The 22,319-nt window shown below is 63.8% G+C and carries 23 protein-coding genes; 16 read left to right on the top strand and 7 right to left on the bottom strand.

Translation table 11 applies throughout. The features are described from left to right. Window positions 1-46 precede the first annotated feature (46 nt). The 3 genes from AC1D1A_RS04400 to glmS form a co-directional block, all read right to left on the bottom strand. On the bottom strand, window positions 47-1,585 hold the full coding sequence (locus AC1D1A_RS04400; RefSeq protein WP_476947211.1) for an NAD(P)H-hydrate epimerase: 1,539 nt from the start codon (window positions 1,583-1,585) through the stop codon (window positions 47-49). A 68-nt stretch (window positions 1,586-1,653) separates the two neighbouring features. Next, window positions 1,654-2,001, bottom strand: a complete 348-nt coding sequence (locus AC1D1A_RS04395) for a holo-ACP synthase (RefSeq protein WP_018773713.1) — start codon at window positions 1,999-2,001, stop codon at window positions 1,654-1,656. A 4-nt stretch (window positions 2,002-2,005) separates the two neighbouring features. Beyond that, complete coding sequence (gene glmS, locus AC1D1A_RS04390; RefSeq protein ID WP_223913835.1) at window positions 2,006-3,898, bottom strand: glutamine--fructose-6-phosphate transaminase (isomerizing); 1,893 nt, start codon at window positions 3,896-3,898, stop codon at window positions 2,006-2,008. A gap of 145 nt (window positions 3,899-4,043) precedes the next feature. Here glmS and coaA point away from each other — a divergent pair, with 145 nt between their 5' ends. Then, window positions 4,044-5,009, top strand: a complete 966-nt coding sequence (coaA, locus tag AC1D1A_RS04385; RefSeq protein ID WP_026266484.1) for a type I pantothenate kinase — start codon at window positions 4,044-4,046, stop codon at window positions 5,007-5,009. A 10-nt stretch (window positions 5,010-5,019) separates the two neighbouring features. On the opposite strand, the gene AC1D1A_RS04380 is transcribed toward coaA, so the two are convergent. Beyond that, window positions 5,020-5,310: a hypothetical protein gene (locus AC1D1A_RS04380; protein ID WP_476947210.1), complete on the bottom strand. Its 291-nt coding sequence runs from the start codon at window positions 5,308-5,310 to the stop codon at window positions 5,020-5,022. Window positions 5,311-5,389: 79 nt separating this feature from the next. Between AC1D1A_RS04380 and AC1D1A_RS04375 the strand changes: the two genes are divergently transcribed. Next, on the top strand, window positions 5,390-5,959 hold the full coding sequence (locus AC1D1A_RS04375; RefSeq protein WP_476931096.1) for a M15 family metallopeptidase: 570 nt from the start codon (window positions 5,390-5,392) through the stop codon (window positions 5,957-5,959). 178 nt (window positions 5,960-6,137) lie between these two features. Here AC1D1A_RS04375 and glmM read toward each other — a convergent pair whose 3' ends face one another. Beyond that, the gene (glmM, locus tag AC1D1A_RS04370; RefSeq protein WP_476887047.1) at window positions 6,138-7,499 is read right to left on the bottom strand and encodes a phosphoglucosamine mutase; all 1,362 of its coding nucleotides are present in this window, start codon (window positions 7,497-7,499) and stop codon (window positions 6,138-6,140) included. 220 nt (window positions 7,500-7,719) lie between these two features. Here glmM and AC1D1A_RS04365 point away from each other — a divergent pair, with 220 nt between their 5' ends. Both AC1D1A_RS04365 and AC1D1A_RS04360 read left to right on the top strand, forming a co-directional pair. Further along, the gene (locus AC1D1A_RS04365) at window positions 7,720-8,937 is read left to right on the top strand and encodes a bifunctional glycosyltransferase family 2/GtrA family protein (protein ID WP_476947209.1); all 1,218 of its coding nucleotides are present in this window, start codon (window positions 7,720-7,722) and stop codon (window positions 8,935-8,937) included. A gap of 161 nt (window positions 8,938-9,098) precedes the next feature. Beyond that, on the top strand, window positions 9,099-10,865 hold the full coding sequence (locus AC1D1A_RS04360) for a glycosyltransferase family 39 protein (RefSeq protein ID WP_476947208.1): 1,767 nt from the start codon (window positions 9,099-9,101) through the stop codon (window positions 10,863-10,865). An 83-nt stretch (window positions 10,866-10,948) separates the two neighbouring features. Here AC1D1A_RS04360 and rpsI read toward each other — a convergent pair whose 3' ends face one another. Beyond that, window positions 10,949-11,458: a 30S ribosomal protein S9 gene (rpsI, locus tag AC1D1A_RS04355; protein WP_018773707.1), complete on the bottom strand. Its 510-nt coding sequence runs from the start codon at window positions 11,456-11,458 to the stop codon at window positions 10,949-10,951. 36 nt (window positions 11,459-11,494) lie between these two features. After that, a complete protein-coding gene (rplM, locus tag AC1D1A_RS04350) occupies window positions 11,495-11,938 on the bottom strand; it encodes a 50S ribosomal protein L13 (RefSeq protein ID WP_015937805.1) in 444 nt (147 codons plus the stop codon). 320 nt (window positions 11,939-12,258) lie between these two features. On the opposite strand from rplM, the gene AC1D1A_RS04345 reads away from it, so the two are divergent. The 12 genes from AC1D1A_RS04345 to AC1D1A_RS04290 all read left to right on the top strand — a co-directional run bounded on the left by AC1D1A_RS04345 (window position 12,259) and on the right by AC1D1A_RS04290 (window position 22,310). Then, the gene (locus tag AC1D1A_RS04345; protein WP_476947207.1) at window positions 12,259-12,984 is read left to right on the top strand and encodes a prepilin peptidase; all 726 of its coding nucleotides are present in this window, start codon (window positions 12,259-12,261) and stop codon (window positions 12,982-12,984) included. A gap of 270 nt (window positions 12,985-13,254) precedes the next feature. Then, window positions 13,255-13,458 (top strand): Flp family type IVb pilin, encoded by a 204-nt coding sequence (locus tag AC1D1A_RS04340; RefSeq protein WP_476947206.1) that lies wholly within the window; start codon window positions 13,255-13,257, stop codon window positions 13,456-13,458. Window positions 13,459-13,566: 108 nt separating this feature from the next. Beyond that, a complete protein-coding gene (locus tag AC1D1A_RS04335; RefSeq protein ID WP_476947205.1) occupies window positions 13,567-13,974 on the top strand; it encodes a TadE/TadG family type IV pilus assembly protein in 408 nt (135 codons plus the stop codon). A gap of 14 nt (window positions 13,975-13,988) precedes the next feature. Then, window positions 13,989-14,984 carry a pilus assembly protein TadG-related protein gene (locus AC1D1A_RS04330; protein ID WP_476947204.1) on the top strand — a complete coding sequence of 332 codons (996 nt, stop codon included), beginning with the start codon at window positions 13,989-13,991 and terminating at the stop codon, window positions 14,982-14,984. A 19-nt stretch (window positions 14,985-15,003) separates the two neighbouring features. Beyond that, a complete protein-coding gene (gene cpaB / locus AC1D1A_RS04325) occupies window positions 15,004-15,786 on the top strand; it encodes a Flp pilus assembly protein CpaB (protein WP_476947203.1) in 783 nt (260 codons plus the stop codon). After that, window positions 15,783-16,988, top strand: a complete 1,206-nt coding sequence (locus AC1D1A_RS04320) for a CpaE/TadZ family protein (RefSeq protein WP_476947202.1) — start codon at window positions 15,783-15,785, stop codon at window positions 16,986-16,988. Before cpaB ends, AC1D1A_RS04320 begins: the two co-directional genes overlap by 4 nt. After that, a complete protein-coding gene (locus tag AC1D1A_RS04315; RefSeq protein ID WP_476947201.1) occupies window positions 16,985-18,457 on the top strand; it encodes a CpaF family protein in 1,473 nt (490 codons plus the stop codon). Before AC1D1A_RS04320 ends, AC1D1A_RS04315 begins: the two co-directional genes overlap by 4 nt. Before the next feature lie 221 nt (window positions 18,458-18,678). After that, a complete protein-coding gene (locus tag AC1D1A_RS04310) occupies window positions 18,679-19,410 on the top strand; it encodes a type II secretion system F family protein (protein WP_476947200.1) in 732 nt (243 codons plus the stop codon). Between the two features lie 16 nt (window positions 19,411-19,426). Beyond that, the gene (locus AC1D1A_RS04305) at window positions 19,427-20,308 is read left to right on the top strand and encodes a type II secretion system F family protein (RefSeq protein ID WP_476947199.1); all 882 of its coding nucleotides are present in this window, start codon (window positions 19,427-19,429) and stop codon (window positions 20,306-20,308) included. Window positions 20,309-20,561: 253 nt separating this feature from the next. Then, window positions 20,562-20,801, top strand: a complete 240-nt coding sequence (locus tag AC1D1A_RS04300) for a Flp family type IVb pilin (protein ID WP_223913825.1) — start codon at window positions 20,562-20,564, stop codon at window positions 20,799-20,801. A 100-nt stretch (window positions 20,802-20,901) separates the two neighbouring features. After that, the gene (locus AC1D1A_RS04295) at window positions 20,902-21,276 is read left to right on the top strand and encodes a TadE/TadG family type IV pilus assembly protein (RefSeq protein ID WP_476947262.1); all 375 of its coding nucleotides are present in this window, start codon (window positions 20,902-20,904) and stop codon (window positions 21,274-21,276) included. Then, window positions 21,264-22,310: a pilus assembly protein TadG-related protein gene (locus AC1D1A_RS04290; RefSeq protein WP_476947198.1), complete on the top strand. Its 1,047-nt coding sequence runs from the start codon at window positions 21,264-21,266 to the stop codon at window positions 22,308-22,310. Before AC1D1A_RS04295 ends, AC1D1A_RS04290 begins: the two co-directional genes overlap by 13 nt. Window positions 22,311-22,319: the final 9 nt, after the last annotated feature.

The raw sequence follows: 22,319 nt of genomic DNA, 5'->3' as shown, positions 1-22,319 counted from the left end.
TAAGTAGGGTTAGTATTTGCCCGGGCGCTCGGAGCGCCCCCGTTTGTTACAGCTCCCGCATCACCTCCGGAACGGCACGGGCGATGGCCGTTGCGGTCACTGGCCCCCCGCGGGAAGCCCGGACTCCGGCAAGACCGTGGATGCTGGCTGCCATCGCCGCGATCGCCGCCCATCTGGCGTCGGGGTCGATGTCATATGCACCGAAGCGCCCGACGTCGGCGCCCAACTGGGCCAGCAGCGCGCCGATGACTCCGGCCAGGACGTCGCCGCTGCCTGCTGTGGCGAGCCAGGGCGTGCCTTCGGACTGGCTGAAGAAGTCCTGGAAGGGGGAGGCCACAAGGGTCGTGGCGCCCTTGAGCAGCACGGTGGCTTCAGTCAGGCCCGCAGCCCGCCGCACAGCGCTGAGGGTGGATGCTTCGACGGCGGAGCGGTCCAACCCAGCCCCGAGGCGCTGAAGCAATGCCGACAGTTCGCCGGCGTGGGGTGTCAGGATCACTTGCGGGGCGAGCACATCAGGCAGGGCCGGCAACGCGCCGGCGTCGGCGATCGTCGGCAGGCCCGAGTCTGCGGCGTCACGGGCGCGCTGCAACTGCTCCTCATCGGAGTCATCGAGTCCGGAGCCAACGAGCCACGCCTGAACGTGCGTGTCGGCCACGGCGCCGGCGCTGCACACCACCTCGGGACAGGAACGGCGAACCAGGTCGGCGACGTCCGGCGGCCCCAGGTACCGCACCATTCCGGCGCCGGCTGCCAGGGCGCCCTGGCAGGCCAGCACCGCGGCGCCGGGATAAGCGCCGGAGCCCGCGACCACCCCCAGCACCCCCCGGGAGTACTTGTGCGCCCGCCGCTGCGGGCGTGGCAGGAGGGCGGACAGGTCTGCGGCCTCAAGCCGTCGCAGGGACGGCCATGGCAGCGCCTGCTCGATTCCGATCGGGACCACCCGGATGGCGCCCGCGAAGTCCGCGCCCGGGTCCGCCAGCAGGCCGGCCTTGGCGGCCCCAAAGGTCACCGTCATGTCGGCCGCCAGCACCGGTGCGTGCGCCTCCCCCGTGTCCGCGTCCACCCCGCTGGGGATATCGCAGGCCACCACCAAGGGGGAACGGGAGCCTGGCCGGGAACGCTCCAGGGCCGCGACCAGTTCGGCGGCCGGTCCACGCGGCCGGCCCTGGGCTCCGGTCCCGAGGACTGCGTCGATCACGACGTCGGCGCCGCCGGCCAGCGCGGCGAGTTCGGCCGCGTTGTCACCGGTGAGGGCCACGGCATGCCCGCCGGCCTTCCGGAACGCCGCCAGCCCGGTGTCGTGGGCCGCGCCCGCGGTGAGCACCGCCGTCGTGCGCATGCCGCGGCGGGCCAGCAGCGCGGCGGCGAAGAGCCCGTCTCCGCCGTTGTTGCCCTTGCCCGCCAGCACGGCCACGCTGGAGCCGTACAGCCGCTGCCCGCGGCTCCGCAGTTCGCGGATCACGGCGTTGGCGAGGCCGTACGCGGCCCGCTGCATAAGAACAGCGCCCGCACCGGAGCCCAGGGTGTCGTCGAGAAATGGCTTTTCGGCCTCTCGCACTTGGGTTCCGGTGTAGGCGCTGATCATGGTTTCAGTCCATTCGCGGTCGCTGGGGAATGCTCGGCGCTGGGGCCGGTTCTGCCTGGACGGCCGTCTCAGCCTTCGGCGACAACCGTCGCCGTGGCGATCCCGCCGTCGTGGCTCATGGACAAGTGCCAGCGCTTGACGCCCTTGGACTCCGCCACGGCCAGCACGGTGCCTTTGACCTGGACGGTGGGGCCGTTCTGGTCCAGCCCGATCCAGCAGTCCTGCCAGTTCATGCCGGCCGGCGCCCCCAGCACCTTGGCCACGGCCTCCTTCGCGGCAAACCGCGCGGCGAGGGACCGCGTGTTCAGTTCCCGCTCGGCGGGGACGAACAGCCTGTCGCGCAGCCCGGGGGTGCGCTCAAGCTGGCGCCCGAACCGCTCAATGTCTACGACGTCTACGCCTATGCCAACAATCATGGCGTTATTCTACGGTCACGCTCTTGGCCAGGTTGCGTGGCTGGTCCACGTCGTAACCCTTGGCCGAGGCGAGTGCGAGGGCGAAGATCTGCAACGGAACCGTTGCGAGCAGCGGCGCCAGGAGCGTGGGGGTCTCCGGGATGTAGAAGACGTGTTCGGCGTACGCCTTGACGGCCTCGTCGCCTTCTTCGGCGATCACGATCGTCTTGGCGCCGCGGGCACGGACTTCCTGGATGTTGGAGACCACCTTGGAGTGCAGCGAGTCGCGGCCGCGCGGGGAGGGGACCACCACGAAGACGGGCTGGCCTTCCTCGATCAGTGCGATCGGGCCGTGCTTGAGTTCTCCGGCGGCGAAGCCCTCGGCGTGGATGTACGCGAGTTCCTTGAGCTTGAGCGCGCCCTCCATCGCCACCGGGAAACCGACGTGGCGACCCAGGAACAGCACGGACTTGGCGTCAGCCATGGACTGGCCGAGTTCCTTGATCTGGGCCTCGTTGTCGAGGATGCGCTGGATCTTGGCCGGGATCTTGCCCAGGTCGGCCAGGATGTCCTTGATCTCGCCCTGGAACTTGTTGCCGCGCAGCTGTGCCAAATAAAGGCCCAGCAGGTAGGCGGCCGTGATCTGGGCCAGGAACGCCTTGGTCGAGGCCACGGCGATTTCGGGTCCGGCGTGCGTGTAGAGCACGGCGTCGGATTCCCGCGGGATGGTGGAGCCGTTGGTGTTGCAGATGGAGACGGTCTTGGCGCCCTGTTCCTTGGCGTAGCGGACCGCCATGAGGGTGTCCATGGTCTCGCCGGACTGGGAGATGGAGACAATCAGCGTGTTCTCGTCCACGATCGGATCCCGGTAGCGGAATTCGTGCGAGAGCTCGACCTCGGTGGGGATCCGACACCAGTGCTCAATGGCATATTTCGCCACCTGCCCGGCGTAGGCGGAGGTGCCGCACGCGAGGACGATGATCTTGTTGACGTTCTTGAGCAGCTGCGGATCGACGCGGAGCTCATCAAGCGTCAGCTTGCCGTGGATGTCGGAACGGCCCAGCAAAGTCTGAAGCACGGCATCCGGCTGGTCGTGGATTTCCTTTTCCATGAAGGACGGGAAGCCGCCCTTTTCCGCCGAGGCCGGGTCCCAGTTGACGTGGTATTCCTTGCCCTCGGCGGGGGCCCCGTAGAAGTCCGTGATTTCCACGGAGTCGGCGGTGATCGTGACGATCTGGTCCTGGCCGAGTTCCACAGCGCGCCGCGTGTAGTCGATGAAGCCGGAGACGTCGGAACCGAGGAAGTTCTCGCCTTCGCCGAGACCGACGACGAGCGGGGAGTTCCGGCGGGCAGCGACCACAACGTCGGGCTGGTCGGCGTGGACGGCGAGGAGCGTGAAAGCGCCTTCGAGCCGCTGGCAGGCAAGCTGCATGGCCCGGGTGAGGCCGCCGTTGCCGGCGTCACCGCCGAGCTGGTTCCGGTACACATCCCCGAGCAGGGCGGCCGCCACTTCCGTGTCGGTCTCGGATTCGAAGGTGACGCCCTTGCGCTGGAGCTCGAGCTTGAGCTCGGCAAAGTTCTCGATGATGCCGTTGTGGATCAGGGCCAGCTTGCCGCCGTCGGACAGGTGCGGGTGCGCGTTCTGGTCCGTCGGGCCGCCGTGCGTCGCCCAGCGCGTGTGGCCGATTCCCGTGAGGGATTCCGGCAGCGGGCGGGCGTCCAGCTCCGCAATGAGGTTGCTCAGTTTGCCGGACTTCTTCCGGGAAGAAATCGTGCCGTCGGCCACTACAGCGATACCCGCGGAGTCGTAGCCGCGGTACTCCAGGCGCCGCAATCCTTCAAGGACAACGTCCAAGGCATTGTGTCCAGCATTTACCCGGCCATCTGAGTGGCCCACATATCCAACGATTCCACACATGGTCATAAGCCTAGCGGGTTTCCGGGAGGGAGGACGTGGGACGGCGGGGCGTGACGGCCCCTGCGCGGGGCTCAGGACGGCCTGCCCCGGCTTCCACCGGCCAGTCCATTTCGCTCTCGGCGTTGTGAAGGGCAGAATCTCTAGGGTGACTTTGCAACGCAATGAAGCGAACGGGGAAGGTGTCTCCCCGTTCGTGGAGCTGGACCGGCAGACCTGGTCCCGGCTCGCTGCCCAGATGGAGCAGCCCCTTAATGAAGAGGATGTGTTCCGCCTTCGCGGCCTCGGGGACCCCCTCGACATCAAGGAAGTGCGCGAGGTCTATCTGCCGCTGTCCCGGCTCCTGCACCTTTATGTGGAAGCCGCGGGCCAGCTTCACGCGGCCACCACCACCTTCCTCGGCGAAAGCACCCAGCGCACGCCGTTCGTGATCGGCGTGGCCGGTTCGGTGGCCGTGGGCAAGTCCACAATCGCCCGCGTCCTGCGCGAAATGCTCAGGCGCTGGCCCGGCACCCCCAACGTGGAGCTCATCACCACGGACGGATTCCTCTACCCGCTCGCCGAGCTCAAGCGCCGGCAACTGCTCGAGCGCAAGGGTTTTCCGGAGTCCTACGACCGCCGTGCCCTGCTGCGCTTCGTGAGCGAGATCAAGGGCGGCGCCGAGGAGGTCCGGGCCCCCTGGTATTCCCACGTCACCTATGACATCGTCCCCGGCAAGGAAGTGGTGGTGCGCCGCCCGGACGTGCTGATTGTCGAGGGGCTGAACGTCCTGGCCCCGGCCCGGCCGCGGCAGGACGGCAGGCAGGGCCTGGCCCTGAGTGACTTCTTCGATTTCTCCATCTACGTCGACGCGAAGACCTCGTATATCGAGGAGTGGTACGTGGACCGGTTCCGCAAACTGCGGAGCACAGCCTTCGCCCAGCCGGAATCGTACTTCCACCGTTACGCAACCCTCTCCGATGCCGAGGCCGAAGAGACCGCCCGTGAGATCTGGAAGCGCATCAACGAGCCCAACCTCGAGGAAAACGTCCTCCCGACCCGGGGCCGCGCGCAACTGGTCCTCACCAAGGACGCCGACCACTCCATCCGCCGGATGCTGCTGAGGAAGGTCTAGCACAGATGTGCTACGACGACGCGGACGGGACGGCGGGACGGCAGGAAGCCGGCCAGGAATCGCCGAGCCGCCGGGCCTTCAGCCGCCTCCTGCTGGCGGGCACGGGCCTCGCGGCGCTGTCCGCCTGCACCCCGGCCCAGTCCTTCACCCCGTCCGGCACGCCGGGGCCGACGCCGGGCACGGGCAGTTCGACGCCGAACGCCGCCGCGGCGTCGACCCCGCCGGCAAGCTCATCGTCGGCTTCCGTTCCGGAAAGCACCACTGCGGCGGCACAGACGCCGACGACGGCGCCGTCTGTCACTCCATCGGCCGCGGCGCACCCTCCTTCGGCCGCGGCGCCGGGGCCGCAACATTCCCTCTCGGACCCCACCAGCCCGTGGGTGGTCGTCAACAAACACCGCCCGCTCTCCCCCGCCACCTTTGTGCCGCCTGACCTGGCCCGGCCGGCCGTCCGCCTGGCAACGTCGGGCGAGGCGGCGCTGGTGAACGGCACGACGGCGGCAGCGGCTGAGAGGATGTTCGCGGCCGCGGCTGCCGACGGCGTCATCATCACCCTGGCCAGCGGGTACCGTTCGTTCGCGACGCAGCGGGCCACCTACGGCAGCTACGTGAATTCCCGCGGACAGGCGGAGGCAGACACCGCCTCGGCCCGGCCCGGCTACTCAGAGCACCAGACGGGCTGGGCGTTCGACATCGGCGACGGCAGCGGGGCGGACTCTTTCACGCCCCAGTTCAAGGACCGTCCGGCGGCGATCTGGGCAAAGGCGAATGCCCACCGCTTCGGCTTCGTGGTCCGCTACCCGTGGATGCTGCACGAAATCACCGGGTATTTCTACGAGCCATGGCATCTGCGCTTCATCGGCAAGGAGGCGGCCGCGGACATGCGCGCCCGCGGCATCGGCACGCTCGAGGAATACTTCGGCCTGGAAGCCGCCCCGGCGTACTTGTAGGGCGGCGCCCGCCTACCCGTGGGGCAGCGTCGGTCCGCGCGGAATTTCCCCATCTTTGCCACCACGACGCCGGCACACGCCGGCGCAACCGGCCCACACGCCGTCGGACGCGGGCACAGGTGGGGAAACCCGGCGTCGCCGGGCACAGCGATTCGCGGACGAAACGGTTGCCGGCCGGCTACTCGGGGACGAGCTCCAAAGCCAGTTCGGTCCGGACCACCTGGGCCAGTCGCTCCGCGACGCCCTGGGCGGTTTTGTGGTCTGCGGCCTCCACCATCACGCGCACCACCGGCTCGGTGCCCGAGGGGCGCAGCAGGACGCGTCCGGTGTCGCCGAGTTCGGATTCTGCCGCGGATACTGCCTGTGCCACCACCGCATCGCCCTTGACCCGGGTACGGTCCACGCCCTTGACGTTGATGAGGACCTGGGGCAGCTTGGTCATCACCGTGGACAGCTCCTTGAGCGGGCGGCCGGTGAGTGCCACCTGGGCGGCAATCTGCAGTCCGGTCAGTACGCCGTCGCCGGTGGTGGCGTGGTCGGCAAAAATTACGTGCCCGGACTGCTCGCCGCCAAGGCTGTAGCCGCCGTTGCGCATTTCCTCGAGGACGTAGCGGTCCCCCACGCCGGTTTCGCGCAGGCTGATCCCGGCGTCGCGCAGGGCGATCTTCAGGCCGAGGTTGCTCATGACGGTGGCCACGAGGACATCGTCCCTAAGCTTTCCGGCGTTCTTGAGTGCCACGGCCAGGATGGCCATGATCTGGTCGCCGTCCACCTCGTTGCCTTCGTGGTCCACGGCGAGGCAGCGGTCGGCGTCGCCGTCGTGCGCGATGCCGAGGTCCGCCCCGTGGTCCAGGACGGCCCGTTTGAGCGGGCCGAGGTGCGTGGAGCCGACCCCTTCGTTGATGTTGAGCCCGTCAGGTTCGGCGCCAATGACGATCACGTTGGCCCCGGCGTCCTTGAACACCTGCGGGGAACAGCCGCTGGCCGCGCCGTGGGCGCAGTCGAGGACGACCTTCAGGCCGTCCAGGCGGTGCGGAAGCGTGCCGAGCAGGTGCACGATGTAGCGGTCCTCGGCGTCGGAGAAGCGCTGGATGCGTCCCACCTCACCGCCGACGGGCCGGAAGGGCTCCTTGCCGAGCTGCACTTCGATGGCGTCCTCGACGTCGTCGGGCAGCTTCTGGCCGCCGCGGGCGAAGAACTTGATGCCGTTGTCCGGCGCGGGGTTGTGGGAGGCGGAGATCATGACGCCGAAGTCGGCGTTGAGGTCCGCCACGAGGTAGGCGGCGGCCGGGGTGGGCAGCACGCCGGCGTCGTAGACGTCGATTCCCGAGCTGGAGAGCCCCGCCTCGACGGCAGCCGCGAGGAACTCGCCGCTGGCTCTCGGGTCGCGTGCCACCACTGCGATCGGCCGCTTTCCGGTCGTGTTGCGGTCATGGCCAAGTATGACGGCGGCGGCCTGGGCCAGCTGCAAGGCGAGCTCGGCGGTCAGCAACCCGTTCGCCAGGCCCCGGACTCCATCGGTTCCAAATAATCTAGACATCGGCCCAAGTTTAGTCGATGGGTGGCCGTACGCGGTGGCGCGTCGGTTTCGGTCATCTTTCGACCCGACCGCTCCGTTGGCCCGGACGAGCCCATGTCGGGCTGGAAGCCGCCGTCGACTACTTGGTTCCAGAGATTCGTGTACTCTATTTTTCCAAATTGCTCGCCCCCCGTTCCGGTGTCCGTTTATGCTTCGTGGCATGACACCTAGCTCTGGGGGCTTGGCGCTTGAAATTGTTGTACCGGTCTTTAATGAACAGTCGGTACTCGAAAAGAGCATCACGAAGCTCGCGAATTATTTATTGCAGGAAATGCCTTCAACGTGGCAAATTACAATCGCGGATAATGCCAGCACGGACAATACAGGCGCTATTGGCTCGCGTTTGGCTGCGCAACTGCCTAACGTCGCCTATCGCAGGCTGGAGGTCAAGGGGCGCGGGTTCGCGCTGAGGGATGCTTGGAGCGCGTCCTCAGCCAAGGTCTTGGCGTATCTCGACGTTGACTTGTCAACAGACCTCGCCGCCCTTCCTCCACTGGTCGCTCCGCTATTGTCGGGGCATTCTGATGTTTCCATCGGGACCAGACTGGGGCAGAGCTCCAGGGTCAGCCGGGGTCCCAAGCGTGAATTCATCTCCCGCGCGTACAACTTTCTGCTGAGGCGGACCATGCAGGTGCGTTTTTCGGACGCCCAATGTGGATTCAAAGCCATCCGTGCAGATGTCGCTAAGCGGCTCCTCCCCCACATTGAGGACAATGGCTGGTTCTTCGACACGGAATTGCTGATCATTGCAGAGCGCTCCGGCCTCCGGATTCATGAAATCCCCGTGGACTGGGTTGACGACCCCGACAGCAGGGTCAATATCAAACAGACGGCTGTGGACGATCTCCGTGGCCTGGTCCGCGTTGCAGGTGCACTCCTGAGGGGAAGCATTCCCGTACAAGCAATCTACGCCGAGCTGGGACGGCGGCCCATCGTTCCACCTGGACGACCGAGCTTCTTCGGTCAGGTACTGCGGTTCGGATTGGTGGGCGGGGCTTCCACCATCATTTTTGCTTTGCTCTATCTGACCCTGCAAGCGCCCTTTGGCGCGCAACAGGCGAACTTCCTTGCGCTACTTCTGACCGCCGTCGGCAACACCGCCGCCAACCGCCGGTTTACGTTTGGCATCCGAGGTCCTGCGAAGCTGTTCGCCCACCAGTTCCAGGGACTTGTGGTGTTTTTGCTGGCTTGGCTAATAACGTCGTCGTCACTGGCCATCCTCCATGCGGTCAATCCCGAGGCCCCCGCGAACCACGAGCTGATGATGCTTACAGCAGCGAACATTCTTGCAACCCTCATGAGGTTTGTGCTGCTGCGCGCGTGGGTATTTCGAACGGCTCGTGCCGAAGGTCGCCCTGCCGCGCGCGGCCTGGCGCCAGCCCCAGGGCCGGTACATTGAGTCGAACCACTGCTGGCCTCGGCCGCGCAATCGGGGCATCTGGGGTCCGGCCGCACCATCGCATACTCGGGCGGCAACTTTCGAAGATTATTCGAGGCCCATCTGCGGATCCAACTTGGGAACGCCCGGCGTTGCTGGTCCTCCTTGCGTCGACTACGTTGATGTACGCGTGGGGCCTGGACCGCAACGGATGGGCGAATTCGTTCTATTCAGCGGCCGCGATGTCCGGCTCGCTCGATTGGACGGCTTTCCTTTTCGGTTCCTCGGATCCAGGCAATGCCATAAGCGTGGACAAACCCCCGCTCAGCCTCTGGGTCATGTCACTGTCGGTCCGGCTCTTTGGACTGAATTCTTGGAGCCTGCTGCTCCCCCAAGCCCTCATGGGCGTCCTTAGCGTGTATCTTCTCTACCGCATGGTCCGCAAACGCACTGATGCGGCGACTGCACTGTTGGCTGGATCCTTTATGGCCGCCATCCCGGTCGCCACAGTCATCTTCCGCTACAACAACCCAGATGCCCTCTTGACGCTGCTCGTGATTGGCATTGTGTACTCGACCCTCGAAGCCGTAGACAGCTCCAGGTTCCGGTGGCTTCTGCTGGCCGGCGTTCTTACGGGCGCGGCGTTCCTGACAAAACAGCTGCAAGTCCTTTTGGTGTTACCGTCCGTGGGCGCGACCTACCTGGTCTTTGCAAGGACCTCGATGGTCAGACGGTTCCTGCAGCTGTTGGGGGCACTCGGGGCGGCTTTGCTTGCCGGGGGATGGTGGTTGCTCCTGGTCCAGCTAACGAGCCCTGCCAACCGACCCTTCATCGGCGGATCCAGGCACAACAGCGTCATCGAACTGACTTTGGGCTACAACGGGCTTGATCGTCTCACAGGCGTGGACGCCAGCAGGACCATGAGCGTAGACGTCACTGGGCCCTCGGAAGTGTTGGATGTGGGCTTCCAGCGCTTCCTTCACCCGCAGTTTTCCGGCCAAAGCGGCTGGTTTCTTCCACTCGCAGTTGCGGGCCTGTGCGTGGGCATCTGGTGTTTGTGGCGGCGTCAGGGGCCGCCCGCGGCTCGCCCGCTCATTTTGGCATCCTGCGTCTGGTTTGTCTGCGCCGCAACTGTGATCGCTTTCATGTCAGGAATTGTTCATTCCTACTACGTGCTCACGGCGGTCCCGCCGTTGTGTTTCCTGGCAGCAATGGCCTTGGTGCGCTTCCTGCGGGGCAGGCAACGGCTCAGAATCCGTATCTTGTTCGGCCTCACCCTGATCGCGAGCATGATTTTCGCCTTTGTCACGGTCTCGCGCTCCGCTGACGAATTTCCATGGCTCCCTGTGTTCATCCTGCTGCTGTGGGGGCTGGCAATCGCGGTGGTCCTGGTCCGGCCACCCAACACCACAGTGGCAAAGATGACGGCCCCTCTAGTCATTGTCGCGTTGTTCACCGGCCCCCTCATCTGGTCCGGGAATACTGTCCTGAGCCCTCATTCGGGGGCAGGCGTTATCGCCGGGCCCAGTATTCTCGGGGCGCGGACCGATGACAGCTCCCGCGCCTCACCGGACATTCCAGCAAGCTACCTGTCGGTTTCGTACGGAGATCTGCCGTCACGATCGCTGCTGGAGAGGCTCCGTCAGTCGCCGTCGTCCGAGACGTGGGCCGCAGCTGTCGTGGGCTCGGAGACGGCAGCTAATTATCAATTAAGCCTGGGCAGGGCGGTGTTGCCGCTCGGTGGCTTTGATGGCACTGACCCGTTTCCAACCCTGGAGCAGTTCAAAGTCTTTGTCATGGAGGGCCGCATAGGATCCGTCGTGATCCAGGGGCTTCCGCCGCAGACTCTTGAGGGCCGTGGCGAGTCGGCCAGAATCGTCGAGTGGGTAAGGCAGCGATTCGTTGCCGAAGATATCGACGGTGCGCAATATTTCCGCTTTGGCCGTTAGGAACGCGTGAAACGGCGAAAGCCCGCCCCGCCGAGTGGCGGGACGGGCTTTCGTGCAAGTGCCAAAGGCGCTTGGAAGCAGAATTAACGCTTCGAGTACTGCTGAGCCTTACGGGCCTTCTTGAGACCGGCCTTCTTGCGCTCGATGACGCGAGCGTCACGGCGCAGGTAACCGGCCTTCTTCAGGGTGGCGCGGTTGTTCTCGGTGTCGATCTCGTTCAGCGAACGGGCGATGCCGAGGCGCAGGGCACCGGCCTGGCCGGAGATGCCGCCACCGTGGATGCGGGCAATGACGTCGTAGGCGCCGTCAAGATCGAGGATCTTGAAGGGCTCGTTGACGTCCTGCTGGTGCAGCTTGTTCGGGAAGTAGTTCGCCAGCTCGCGGCCGTTGATGGTCCACTTGCCGGAGCCGGGCACAACGCGAACGCGCGCAACGGCTTCCTTACGACGGCCAACTGCAGCGCCGGCAACGGTCAGTGCCGGGCGTTCCTTCTTCGGCGCAGCTGCTTCCGCAGCACCGCTCTCCGAGGTGTAGCTGGTCAGGTTTTCCTCAGCCTCAACGGCTTCGGTGGTCAGTTCTTCGTTCTGAGCCACGATTCTCCTTGATAAAAAGTTGGTTGGTGGCCAGGACTACTGGGCGACCTGGGTGATTTCGAAAGTCTTGGGCTGCTGGGCGGCGTGGGGGTGCTCTGCACCGCGGTACACCTTCAGCTTGCCCAGCTGCTGTGCAGCGAGGGAGTTCTTCGGGAGCATGCCCTTGATGGCCTTCTCCACGGCGCGAACCGGGTTGGACTCAAGCAGCTCCGCGTAGTTGACGGAGGTCAGGCCGCCCGGGTAGCCGGAGTGGCGGTATGCGCGCTTCTGCTCCAGCTTGGCGCCGGTGAGGGCAACCTTTTCAGCGTTGATGATGATGACGAAGTCGCCCATGTCCATGTGGGACGCAAAGGTGGCCTTGTGCTTGCCGCGCAGCAGGATTGCGGTCTGGCTGGCAAGACGACCAAGGACAACGTCGGTGGCGTCAATGACGTGCCACTGGCGGTTGATATCGCCGGGCTTCGGGGTGTACGTACGCACGGTGTTTGCCTCGTTCTTGTTCTGGCGTTCTTGTTTTAGGCGTCACTCTTACGGTGCACCTACTATCTATGCGCTACCGGAACAGAGGTGAGGGCTCCATGTAACCAGTCATCCTGAGGTCTCGAATGTGCACGTTGAGTAGCTATCCTGCAACCGGATTCTCAAGCGGGCACGCACCATCGAGATAGGACACGCACAACGACTACCAAGAATAGCCGACGGCGGCCTGTTGGGTCAAAATGGGGTGTCCGGATGCATCCTGTCTGCTCCCTGTTTCGTCAGACAGCCCCGTGCCGGCCCGTCACATCCTTGGAGGAACCGTGTCCGATCCCGCCGCCGGCACCATCTACCTGCTGCTTGGGCAGCCGACCCTCCTGGCGCAGCCGGTCGGGCCGCTCACCGGACTTCCCTTCATCGCCTTCATAGCCAGTGTTGGTCTCGCCGCCGCATGCCTGTCCCTGCTGGCCGACTTCATCATCCGGCGCACACTCCCCCACCTGGGCGGGCCGGTGACCGTTCGCACGAGAATCACGACGGCGGCGGCCACCTTTGCACTGTCCGCACTCATTGCGTGGCGGTTCGGCGCCTCCCCGGAGCTTCCGGCCTACGTATTACTGGCGGTCGCCGGCGTCCAGCTGGCGCGGATCGACATAATCCACCATCTGTTGCCAAACCGAATGGTCTTGCCGCTACTGGGGGCCGGCCTGGTACTCCTCGGGGCCGCAACTGCGGTGTCCGGCGAGGCAGGTAACCTGCTACGCGGGGTCACCGGCGCCGCCATATTGTTCGTTTTGTACCTTTTTCTGGCCCTGACCAGCCGAAACGGCCTCGGAATGGGCGATGTGAAGCTCGCAGCCCCGCTCGGACTGTACTTGGGCTACCTAGGCTGGTCCCAGTTGTTTTACGGTGGTGCCCTGGGGTTCGTCGCAGGTGGCGTCGCCTCCACGCTCTGGGTCCTCAAAAACCGCGGAAACAAGCCGAAGGAAGTGCCCTACGGGCCCTCGATGCTGGCCGCCGCCCTGGCAATCACCCTGCTGCTCCCCTAGGTGGTCGCCGCCTTCACCTGGACTGCTAATTAAGTAAGACGGCTGATCAAACCAAGTAATCGAGCCCCTGCCCTACTTGGAAACTGAGTACACCCCGGTTTCGGGGCAGGTGATACCCATTTTTTCCTCCAAAAAGTCGAGTATCGAACATCATTGCCGTGCCGATTGCGGCCGTGCAAATGTTGTTCCAACGAAGATCCAGCAAATAAGCAATCGGGGATTTGCTGGAAATTCGTTCAATATTCAAAACTCTGGAAAAGGATAAATAAAATGACTGGTCTCATGGTCTCAATGCTCGTTTTTGTTGCCGGCGTCAAGGACAAGCTCACCTCAGAAAAGGGAGCCACCGCGACGGAATATTCGCTGCTGGTGGGTCTCATTGCTCTCGGCATCGTTATCGGCGTCGGCGCTTTCGGCACCGCCCTCAACACCTGGTTCACCAACCTCGGCGGCCGGGTCGCCCTCTGGGTCTAGCCCGCCAGACTCAACTACAGGTCTCAGCAACAGGGTGTGCCGCGTCCGCAGAACGCGGACGCGGCACACCTTCCCTTTTTAAGCTGCATCTATCCCGGGGGGGATCCAATGAAACGCAGCAGGCCAAGAGCGCCCGGATCTCGGACGCACGGACGTGAACGGGGGGCGGCCGCCGTCGAGTTCGCACTTGTCGCGCCCGTCCTTCTCGCCCTCGTCGGCGGGATCATTGAATTTTCGTACACGTATAACCTGCAGATTTCCGTCACCCAGGCTGCCCGCGAAGCCGCCAGGACGATGGCCATCTTCAACAATCAAGGACAGGCCAAGGCGGCCGCCGTGGCTGGCGCACCTGGGCTCAGCCCGGCCGGCTTCGCGTATACCTTTACGGGGGCCTGCCCCGACGGCAGTACCGGCAATGCCCAGGTCACCGTTAACTACACGGCCAACACCATGACCGGGATCTTTGGCACTGCCGTCACCGTTCGCGGGACAGGAGCCATGCGATGCCACGGCTAAAAGCCGCCCGTGAAGTGAAGCACGACAAGGAACGCGGCGCCGCCGGCGTCCTGGTCGCAGTGATGATGCTGGTGCTGATCGGAGCCGGGGCTCTGGCCGTCGACACCGGCCAGATCTACGCCGAACGCGCACAACTGCAAAACGCTGCGGACGCGGGAGCGATCGCCGCTGCGCAACAGTGCAATAGGGCCGGCGGCTGCACAGTCGCTCAGGCAAAACTCTGGGCGGAAGAGCTCACCGGGGCGAACTCCAACGACGGCGCCACCACTGTGGATTCCGTGGATCTTTCCGTTCCACGCCAGGTGAAGGTCGTCACTTCCACCCGCAGCGGCGCCAATGGCTTTCTTACAAAGATGTTCGCCAGCGCGCTGAATGCACCGCCGGTGACGGTCCGCGCCGCCGCCACGGCATCGATGGACCCTCCGAGCGGCGGTTCCGGATTCCCTCTGGCGATCTCGAATCACTGCTACAACCTCTCCGGGGCGAGTCCTACCGGCGACGTCCAAAAGATCGCCTACAAGCCAGGCGGAACCTGCACTGGTCCGTCAGGGACACAGATCCCGGGCGGGTGGGGCTGGCTGGATCAGAGCTCCCCCTGCGTAGCAACGACCCAAACCGGGGACAACAACATGGGTTCGGACCCCGGCAACAATCCGCCGAGCGGTTGTTCCACGATCCTCGACGGCTGGAAAGCGACGATCTTGGCAGGGGGTGCGGTCAACGTAGCATTCCCGATCTTCGACAATGCCACTAATCAGGGACAGAACGGCGCCTTCCACATTATCGGCTACGCCACCTTCAAAATCTGGGGCTGGAAGTTCGGCAACAACCACTCCTACGAGTTCCGCAACTCAGCGGGCGACCCCGGGATGACTGCGGACCTGGCCTGCGACTCCGGCAATGATCGCTGCATTATCGGCCAATTTGTGAAGTTCGAAACCATTGATTCCTTCGGCGGCTCCGGAACCGGCACAGATTTCGGCACCGCTCAGATCAAATTAGTTAAATAAGAAATTCTAAGGGGATATCATGAAAACACGCCTGCTGGGGGGCATCGCCGCATTACTTGTGGCAATTATTGGAACAGTCTTGCTGGTCACCTACGTGCAGAATGCTGATAAACGAGCACTGGCCGGTACGGAAACAGAATCAATCTATGTTGTCCAGAAAGCCATTCCGGCTGGAGCCTCCGCTGAGACGATCGCTGCCTCCGTCACGACTAAATCAGTACCCAAACTCGCCGTCGCCGAAAACACGGTGACGGATCTGGCATCCCTGGGCTCGAAAGTCTCCGCCGTGGCCCTTATGCCCGGCGAGCAGTTGCTGTCCTCGCGGATGGTGGAGCAGAACGCCTACCTCGGCCCGTCCCGGGTCCAGGTTCCCTCCGGGCTCCAGGAAGTCACGCTCAAACTACCCATTGAACGCGTGGCCGGCGGGGTACTGAAGGCCGGCGACACCGTGGGAGTCTTCCTCTCGCTGGAACAGGCCGCTGACTCAAAGGCGGGCGGCAAAGCGAGCAAGACTCAACTCAGTTTTCACAAGGTCCTGGTAACCGCGGCGCAGTTCAGCGACGGCGCAGCTACGCAGACTGGCGCTTCGGATACTGCTTCGGGTGCCAGCCAGGTTTCTTCGACATCGAGCAGCAATACCCAGAGCGACGGCAACTACCTCATTACCTTGGCCAGGAACTCTGCCGACGCAGAACGAATCGTCTTCGCCGCGGAGTTCGGCAAGATCTACCTGTCCAAGGAACCGGGCGATGCACTTGAGTCCAGCACCGGTGCCGTAGACACTGCGGGGTTGTTCCGATGAGCCGCTTCGTACTGATCAGCCCAAACGGCGATTTTGAACGGCTGGTCCGTCTCGCCGTCACCGGACTCCACGGCAGCCTGCACGTATTTCAGGTCGACTATCTCCCCGAAGGGCCATCCGACATTCTTCGCCAGATGCAGGGCGAACCCCCGGAGGTCCTGATCCTCGGACCCGGCCTGCCGGTGGAGGGGTCGCTCAAGCTGGCTTCCGTTGTGGACCTCCAGTACCCGGAAATCAGTGTTGTGCTGGCCGCCACGGCTACCCCCGAGGCAGTGTTGCAGGCCATGCGGGCCGGCGTTCGGGACTTCCTGGATCCGGCAGCCGACACCGACACCATCCGCATCATGCTGGAACGCGCCAGCCTGGCGGCGGCCGGCCGGCGGCGCGGACTCGCCCCTCAGACGTCAGAGCACGTCGATCATGGCGGCGCTGGCCGCGTTATCGCGGTGATGTCGCCCAAGGGCGGTGTAGGCAAGACCACGGTGGCTACGAACCTCGCGGTTGGGCTCGGAAAAGCCTCACCGATGAGTGTGGTGATCGTCGATCTCGACCTCCAGTTCGGTGATGTGGCCAGCGGGCTGATGCTCGAGCCTGAGTTCACCATCACGGATGCCGTGATGGGCGCCGCAAGCCAGGACTCCATGGTCCTCAAGACCTATCTCACAGTCCACCCTGCTGGCATCTACGCTCTGTGCGCACCGCGTACCCCCATCGAAATGGACCGGATCACGGGGGCACACGTTTCCCACATGTTGGACCAGCTGCGGCAGGAATTCCGCTACATCGTGGTGGATACGGCTCCGGGCCTGGGTGAACATGTTCTGGCGACCCTCGAGCAGGCTACGGATGCGGTCTGGATTTGCGGCATGGATGTTCCGAGCATCAGAGGCATGCGGACTGGCTTCCAAATCTTGGAGGAACTCAACTTGGTGCCGGAGCGACGCCACATCGTATTGAACATGGCGGATCGGCGGGCGGGCTTGACTCTCAAGGATGTCGAGGCGACCGTCGGCGCCCCAGTTGATGTGGTGTTGCCGCGCTCCAAGAACTTGCCGTTCTCCACGAACAAGGGAGTTCCCGTCCTCCAGGACGGCAGCCGGGATCCCGCCTCTAAAGGGTTGCGCCAGCTGGTTGAGCGCTTCAGGCCCGAGTGGGAAGCAAGAACTCACAAGCAACTGCACAGAAGGGCGGTATTCCAGTGAGCCTCACAGACCGATTCCTGCAACTGCGCGGGGAGGCCCCCGCCGGAAAGCCCGAGGAGCCACAGCATTCGGCTCCGGTGGATGTATTCCAGTCCCCATCAACGCTTGGTCGCATTCACGAGGCCAAGACAGCCGCCGAGGCGCGGAGCGACGTTGTTGAGGTCCAGCAGACCGCTTCCATCGCCAGCGAGGCGCTCAATGCGCTCAAAGAGAGGGCCAGCCAAGCGCTGTTCGAACGTCTGGGCTCCAGGATTACCGACTCGTCCATCGGTGAGGCTGAGCTCCATCAGTCTGTCAAGGACGAGCTCAAACTGGTGGTCGAGGAAGAACAAATCCCGCTCACTGGCCAGGAACGCCAGCGGCTGATCCGTGAGATCATCGACGACATCCTCGGTCACGGGCCTATTCAGAGGTTCTTGGACGACCCTGCCGTCACTGAAGTCATGGTCAACCGCTTTGACCAGATCTACGTGGAACGCGACGGTCAGCTGCACCTGACGGACACGAAGTTCACGTCGGATGAGGCCCTCCGCAGGGTGATCGAACGAATCGTGTCCAACGTGGGCCGGCGCATCGATGAGTCTTCGCCTCTGGTGGACGCCAGGCTGTCTGACGGCTCCCGAGTCAACGCCATCATTCCGCCACTGGCCGTGAACGGACCCGCGCTGACCATTCGCAAGTTCGGAAGGGATCCGCTGACTGTCAACAACCTGATCTCGATGGGCAGTCTGTCCCCTGAGATGGCCGAGCTGTTGCAGGCCTGCGTGCAGGCCAGGATGAACATCATCGTTTCCGGCGGCACCGGCACTGGCAAGACGACCCTGCTAAACGTACTTTCCTCGTTCATTCCCCCCTCGGACCGGATTGTGACCATCGAAGACGCCGTGGAACTGCAACTCCAGCAGGACCACGTCGTCCGGTTGGAAAGCCGGCCCCGGAACATCGAAGGCAAGGGTGAAATATCCATCCGTGACCTTGTCCGGAATTCGCTGCGCATGCGGCCGGACCGAATCGTCGTCGGCGAAGTCCGCGGCGGTGAGTGCCTTGACATGTTGCAGGCCATGAACACTGGCCACGACGGCTCCATCTCAACGGTGCACGCCAACTCACCCAGGGATGCCATCGCCAGACTTGAGACCCTGGTACTCATGGCCGGCATGGACCTCCCCTTGCGGGCCGTCCGTGAGCAGGTGGCCTCGGCCGTGAACCTGATCGTGCACATCTCCAGGCTTCGGGACGGCTCCCGCCGAGTCACGCATATCACGGAGGTTCAAGGCATGGAGGGCGACATCGTCACCTTGCAGGACGCCTTCGTTTTCGATTACTCAGCCGGCGTTGACGCCAGCGGTCGGTTCCTCGGCAAGCCCATCCCTACAGGGGTCCGTCCGAGATTCACCGACCGGTTTGCCGATTTGGGTATCTCGATCTCCCCGGCGGTCTTCGGGGTCCAGCCGGTCAGGGGGCGGTAGCGATGCTTCCAGAAATTTCTCCCGTCGCTTTCGTGGCGGGCCTCCTGATGGTCTACGGTGCGCTGGCGATCACGTTCACAGTCGTGCTGAAGTCACGGTCGGCGGTTCCGCTGTCTCGTCGGCGCCCCGACGCCGTACCGCAATCCTCGGCCTTCACTAAGTTGACGGATCAGACGGTCCGGGCCATTAACAGCGGAGTTCGTGGCAGCAGTGGCGGAATCTTGAGTCGCGATCGTCTTGATGCCGCCGGCCTCAAGAAGGGACCCGGCGACTATCTGCTGATGGCCGGAGCATCTACCCTGGTGGCCGGAGTCTCGGGATATTTTGCCGGCGGATTCTTCTACACCATCCTTTTTGCAATGCTGGCTCCGGTAGGGCTGTGGGCGTTGCTCACTGTGCTGATCTCCCGGCGGCGGCGGAAATTCGATGAGCAGGTTCCGGACACGCTGCAGTTGTTTTCCGGTGGCCTCCGGGCAGGCCACAGTCTCCTTCGGGCGATTGATGCCGCGGCCCAGGAAAGCGACGCGCCCATGGCCGAGGAACTGAACCGAGTGGTAAACGAAACGAGGATCGGCCGGGACTTGGGCGAATCCCTCGACGAGGTGGCACGCCGGACAGACAACGAAGACTTCGGCTGGATCGCCCGGTCCGTGGAAATCCACCGCGAGGTCGGCGGTGACCTCGCCGAGGTCCTGGACCATGTGGGGGAAACCCTTCGGGACCGGAACCAGATCCGTGGACAAGTCCGGGCCCTGAGCGCCGAAGGAAGGATCTCGGCCGTTGTCCTGATGGCGTTGCCGATCGTCATGTTCGTGGGGCTCACCTTCCTCAATCCCTTTTATTCCAGAATCTTCACAACCACGGTGCCTGGGTATCTCATGATCGCCGCTGCGGCGGTTCTGCTGGCTGTTGGTGGTTTCTGGCTCAGCCGGCTCATTAAGCCGAAGTTCTGAAAGGAAGGCGAACATCATGGACATGATTGCCTACGCTGCGATTCTGGCGGTTATCGCACCGCTATCGGTGATGACCTGGCTGGTCGTCACCGGCGACCGTGCCGGGTTGAGAAACATCCAATCCAACCTCGGCAACCGCCCACAAAACAGCGGACCGGCGCTCGGCTCCAAGGGACAGCTCGCGGCCTGGAGCCTGAAAGTGACCCCAACGGGTTACACCGGCTGGCTGGACAAGCAGCTGGCCGGTGCCGGCCGGCCCAAGGCGTGGCCGTTGGCCAGGCTCGTTACGGTAAAGCCATTGCTCGCGCTGGCCGGGGCCGTACTCGGCATTTTTGCTTATGTTTCTGACCACTCGGCACTGAAGTTTGCCCTGATGCTCGGCCTCCCCGTCCTGTTCTATTTTGTGCCGGACATCCTGGTCCGAAACTACGCGGAAAAGCGCAGAGCCGAAATCAAGCTGGAACTTCCCAACGCTTTGGACCAAATGCTGATCTCCGTCCAGGCTGGCTTGGGCTTTGAGTCCGCCATGGCACGCGCCGGCGAAACAGGCAAAGGGCCTCTGGCAGATGAACTCGTCAGGACCCTTCAGGACATTCAGGTGGGGCGTTCCCGCAAAGAGGCGTACCTCGCTTTGGCCCAACGCGTAGATGTACCGGACCTCCGTTCCTTTGTCCGGTCCGTCGTCCAAGCTGACACCTACGGAATCGCGATCGCCAACGTCTTGAAGTCCCAGGCGCAGGTCATGAGGGTCAAACGGCGGCAGCGGGCCGAAGAACACGCGATGAAGATGCCCGTGAAGATCCTCTTCCCACTCATCTTCTCGATCCTTCCCGCCATGTTCATCATTGTTCTCGGTCCAACAGTACTGAGCATCATGGACATGTTCGCGGGCCGCTAGTCCCGCCGCCCGTTCCTCGGGCACCGACAGACCGGACCCCCTCGGACCCCAGAGCCGAGGGGGTCCTCCTGTGTGTCAAGTCAAAGGCGCATGCCCCAGCGCAGAATGGGCGCAGGGAATGTACAGGAAACGTGCAGTTTGGGAAGCCTTGGCACAGGATGCGTCAAAGGCGAATCGTCGGCGTGTCGGCGGTTGCTAAGTTCCTCTCAGTGCTGGTGCAGGGCCAGCCGCCCAACTCGCTCAGGAGTCCCAAATGCGTTCCTTTCTCTCCGCTTTCGCAAACCGTCTTCGCCGCGATCAGCGCGGCGCCACCGCCGTCGAATACGGCATCATGGTCTCCCTCATCGCCGTCGTAATCATCGTCGCAGTGGGCCTGCTCGGCGGACAGCTGAACTCCACCTTTGAGTCGGTGAACTGTTCCATGAAGGGCGGCACCATGGGGGCGGCCACCACCGTTGGCACCGTGACGACCCCGGGTACCTGCTCGAAGTAGGAAACCCAGTGCGACTGGGCAGGGTTGGGCAGGACTCCGGTCTTCCCCAACCCTGTCTGGTTCAGGCGTTCACGCACGCGACCCGGGAAGGCGGTCCCCCATTTCCAAGAAATCAGAACGGGGTGCCGTCGCCGTGGAATTCGCTCTCCTCGCGCCCGTCCTGGTGATGCTTCTGCTCGGCATCACTGAATTCGGACGGGCCTACAACGTTCAGATATCCCTTTCCAGCGCCGCCCGTGAAGGCGTGCGGGTCATGGCGATCGGGAACAACCCAACCGCTGCCCGTACTGCGGCCAAGAATGCTGCCGTTTCAGTGCAGCCCGGGCTCAGCGACGCCAACATAACCTTCAGCCCCGCAATATGCACCCCAGGGGCCCAAATGACTCTCACGATTAAGTACAGCCTGTCCACCATGACAGGCATCGCTGGCCCATTTGCCATGGAAGGCAAGGGGGTGATGCTGTGCAACGGCTAAACGACACACCCGCCCACTCTGACCGCGAGCGCGGCGCCATCAGCGTCCTGGTCGCGATCCTCATGGTGACCCTGTTGGGGTTCGCCGCGCTGGCGGTCGACGTCGGCATGCTGTACGCCGAGCGGACCCAGCTCCGCAATGGGGCTGATGCGGCAGCCCTCGCCATCGCGCAGAAGTGCGCCCGCAACATCAACGACGCCGACTGTTCCACCACCTCCGCCCTCGCCCGCAGCCTCGCCAACAGCAATGCTGGCGACGGCAAAAGCAACATTTCGGACCTCGTACTGGATAAAGCAGCCGGCACCGTCAGGGTCACCGCTGGCTCCCAGGAAGCCGGGAAGGAACCCAATAAGGTTTCGCTCTTCTTTGCACGCGCCATGGGGTTCAATAATGCGGAGGTCACGGTCGGGGCCACTGTGCGATGGGGCCAACCTGTGGCAGGGCCCTTGCCGTTTCCGCTCGCTTTCTCTGTTTGCCAGGTCAGGTACCACGTGGACGGCGGCCTGCAACAACTCCAAAGCCACGGCGACAACGCGAATCCCGACTGTATGTACGGGCCCGACGGAGCTGCCGTTCCAGGCGGTTTCGGGTGGCTCGTGAGCAGTCCGGGCGCCTGTGGCGGCCTCATCGACATCACCGTGGGGGACGCCAGCAACAGTTCCGGCAACAGCTACCCCGGCGTCGTGTGCGACAGCGTCCTGCAGAAGTGGGCGGCCGACATCACCGCAGGCAAAGACGTCACTGCCCTGCTGCCGGTCTTCAACGTAGTGACAGGAACAGGGGCCAACGCCAAGTACCATCTCACGTCCTTTGCCGCCTTCAACGTCAAGGGCTGGAAGTTCAGCGGTACTGACAACGAGTTGCCGAAATCGTTCCACAACACGAGTACGTCAGTGCCCAGCTCCGTCGCCTGCACGAACAACTGCCGCGGCATCATCGGCAGCTTCATCCAGTACGTCTCGCTGGCCGACGGCTACACATACGGAGTGACCACCGAGGACTCTGGCGCCGACATAGTGCGGCTCACGCAATAGCACCCAACG

It is taken from the genome of Arthrobacter sp. P1_B9 (assembly GCF_056406495.1).
The sequence above is the reverse complement of the archived record's forward strand: the minus strand, read 5'-3'. Positions and strand labels throughout refer to the sequence as shown.

Coding starts and splice junctions, on each gene's coding strand:
- AC1D1A_RS04400 (WP_476947211.1), bottom strand. CDS start 1,585: ATGATCAGCGCCTACACCGGAACCCAAGTGCGAGAGGCCGAAAAGCCA.
- AC1D1A_RS04335 (WP_476947205.1), top strand. CDS start 13,567: ATGAAACGCAGCAGGCCAAGAGCGCCCGGATCTCGGACGCACGGACGT.
- AC1D1A_RS04360 (WP_476947208.1), top strand. CDS start 9,099: ATGTACGCGTGGGGCCTGGACCGCAACGGATGGGCGAATTCGTTCTAT.
- glmM (WP_476887047.1), bottom strand. CDS start 7,499: ATGTCTAGATTATTTGGAACCGATGGAGTCCGGGGCCTGGCGAACGGG.
- glmS (WP_223913835.1), bottom strand. CDS start 3,898: ATGTGTGGAATCGTTGGATATGTGGGCCACTCAGATGGCCGGGTAAAT.
- AC1D1A_RS04320 (WP_476947202.1), top strand. CDS start 15,783: ATGAGCCGCTTCGTACTGATCAGCCCAAACGGCGATTTTGAACGGCTG.
- AC1D1A_RS04340 (WP_476947206.1), top strand. CDS start 13,255: ATGACTGGTCTCATGGTCTCAATGCTCGTTTTTGTTGCCGGCGTCAAG.
- AC1D1A_RS04395 (WP_018773713.1), bottom strand. CDS start 2,001: ATGATTGTTGGCATAGGCGTAGACGTCGTAGACATTGAGCGGTTCGGG.
- AC1D1A_RS04300 (WP_223913825.1), top strand. CDS start 20,562: ATGCGTTCCTTTCTCTCCGCTTTCGCAAACCGTCTTCGCCGCGATCAG.
- cpaB (WP_476947203.1), top strand. CDS start 15,004: ATGAAAACACGCCTGCTGGGGGGCATCGCCGCATTACTTGTGGCAATT.
- AC1D1A_RS04305 (WP_476947199.1), top strand. CDS start 19,427: ATGGACATGATTGCCTACGCTGCGATTCTGGCGGTTATCGCACCGCTA.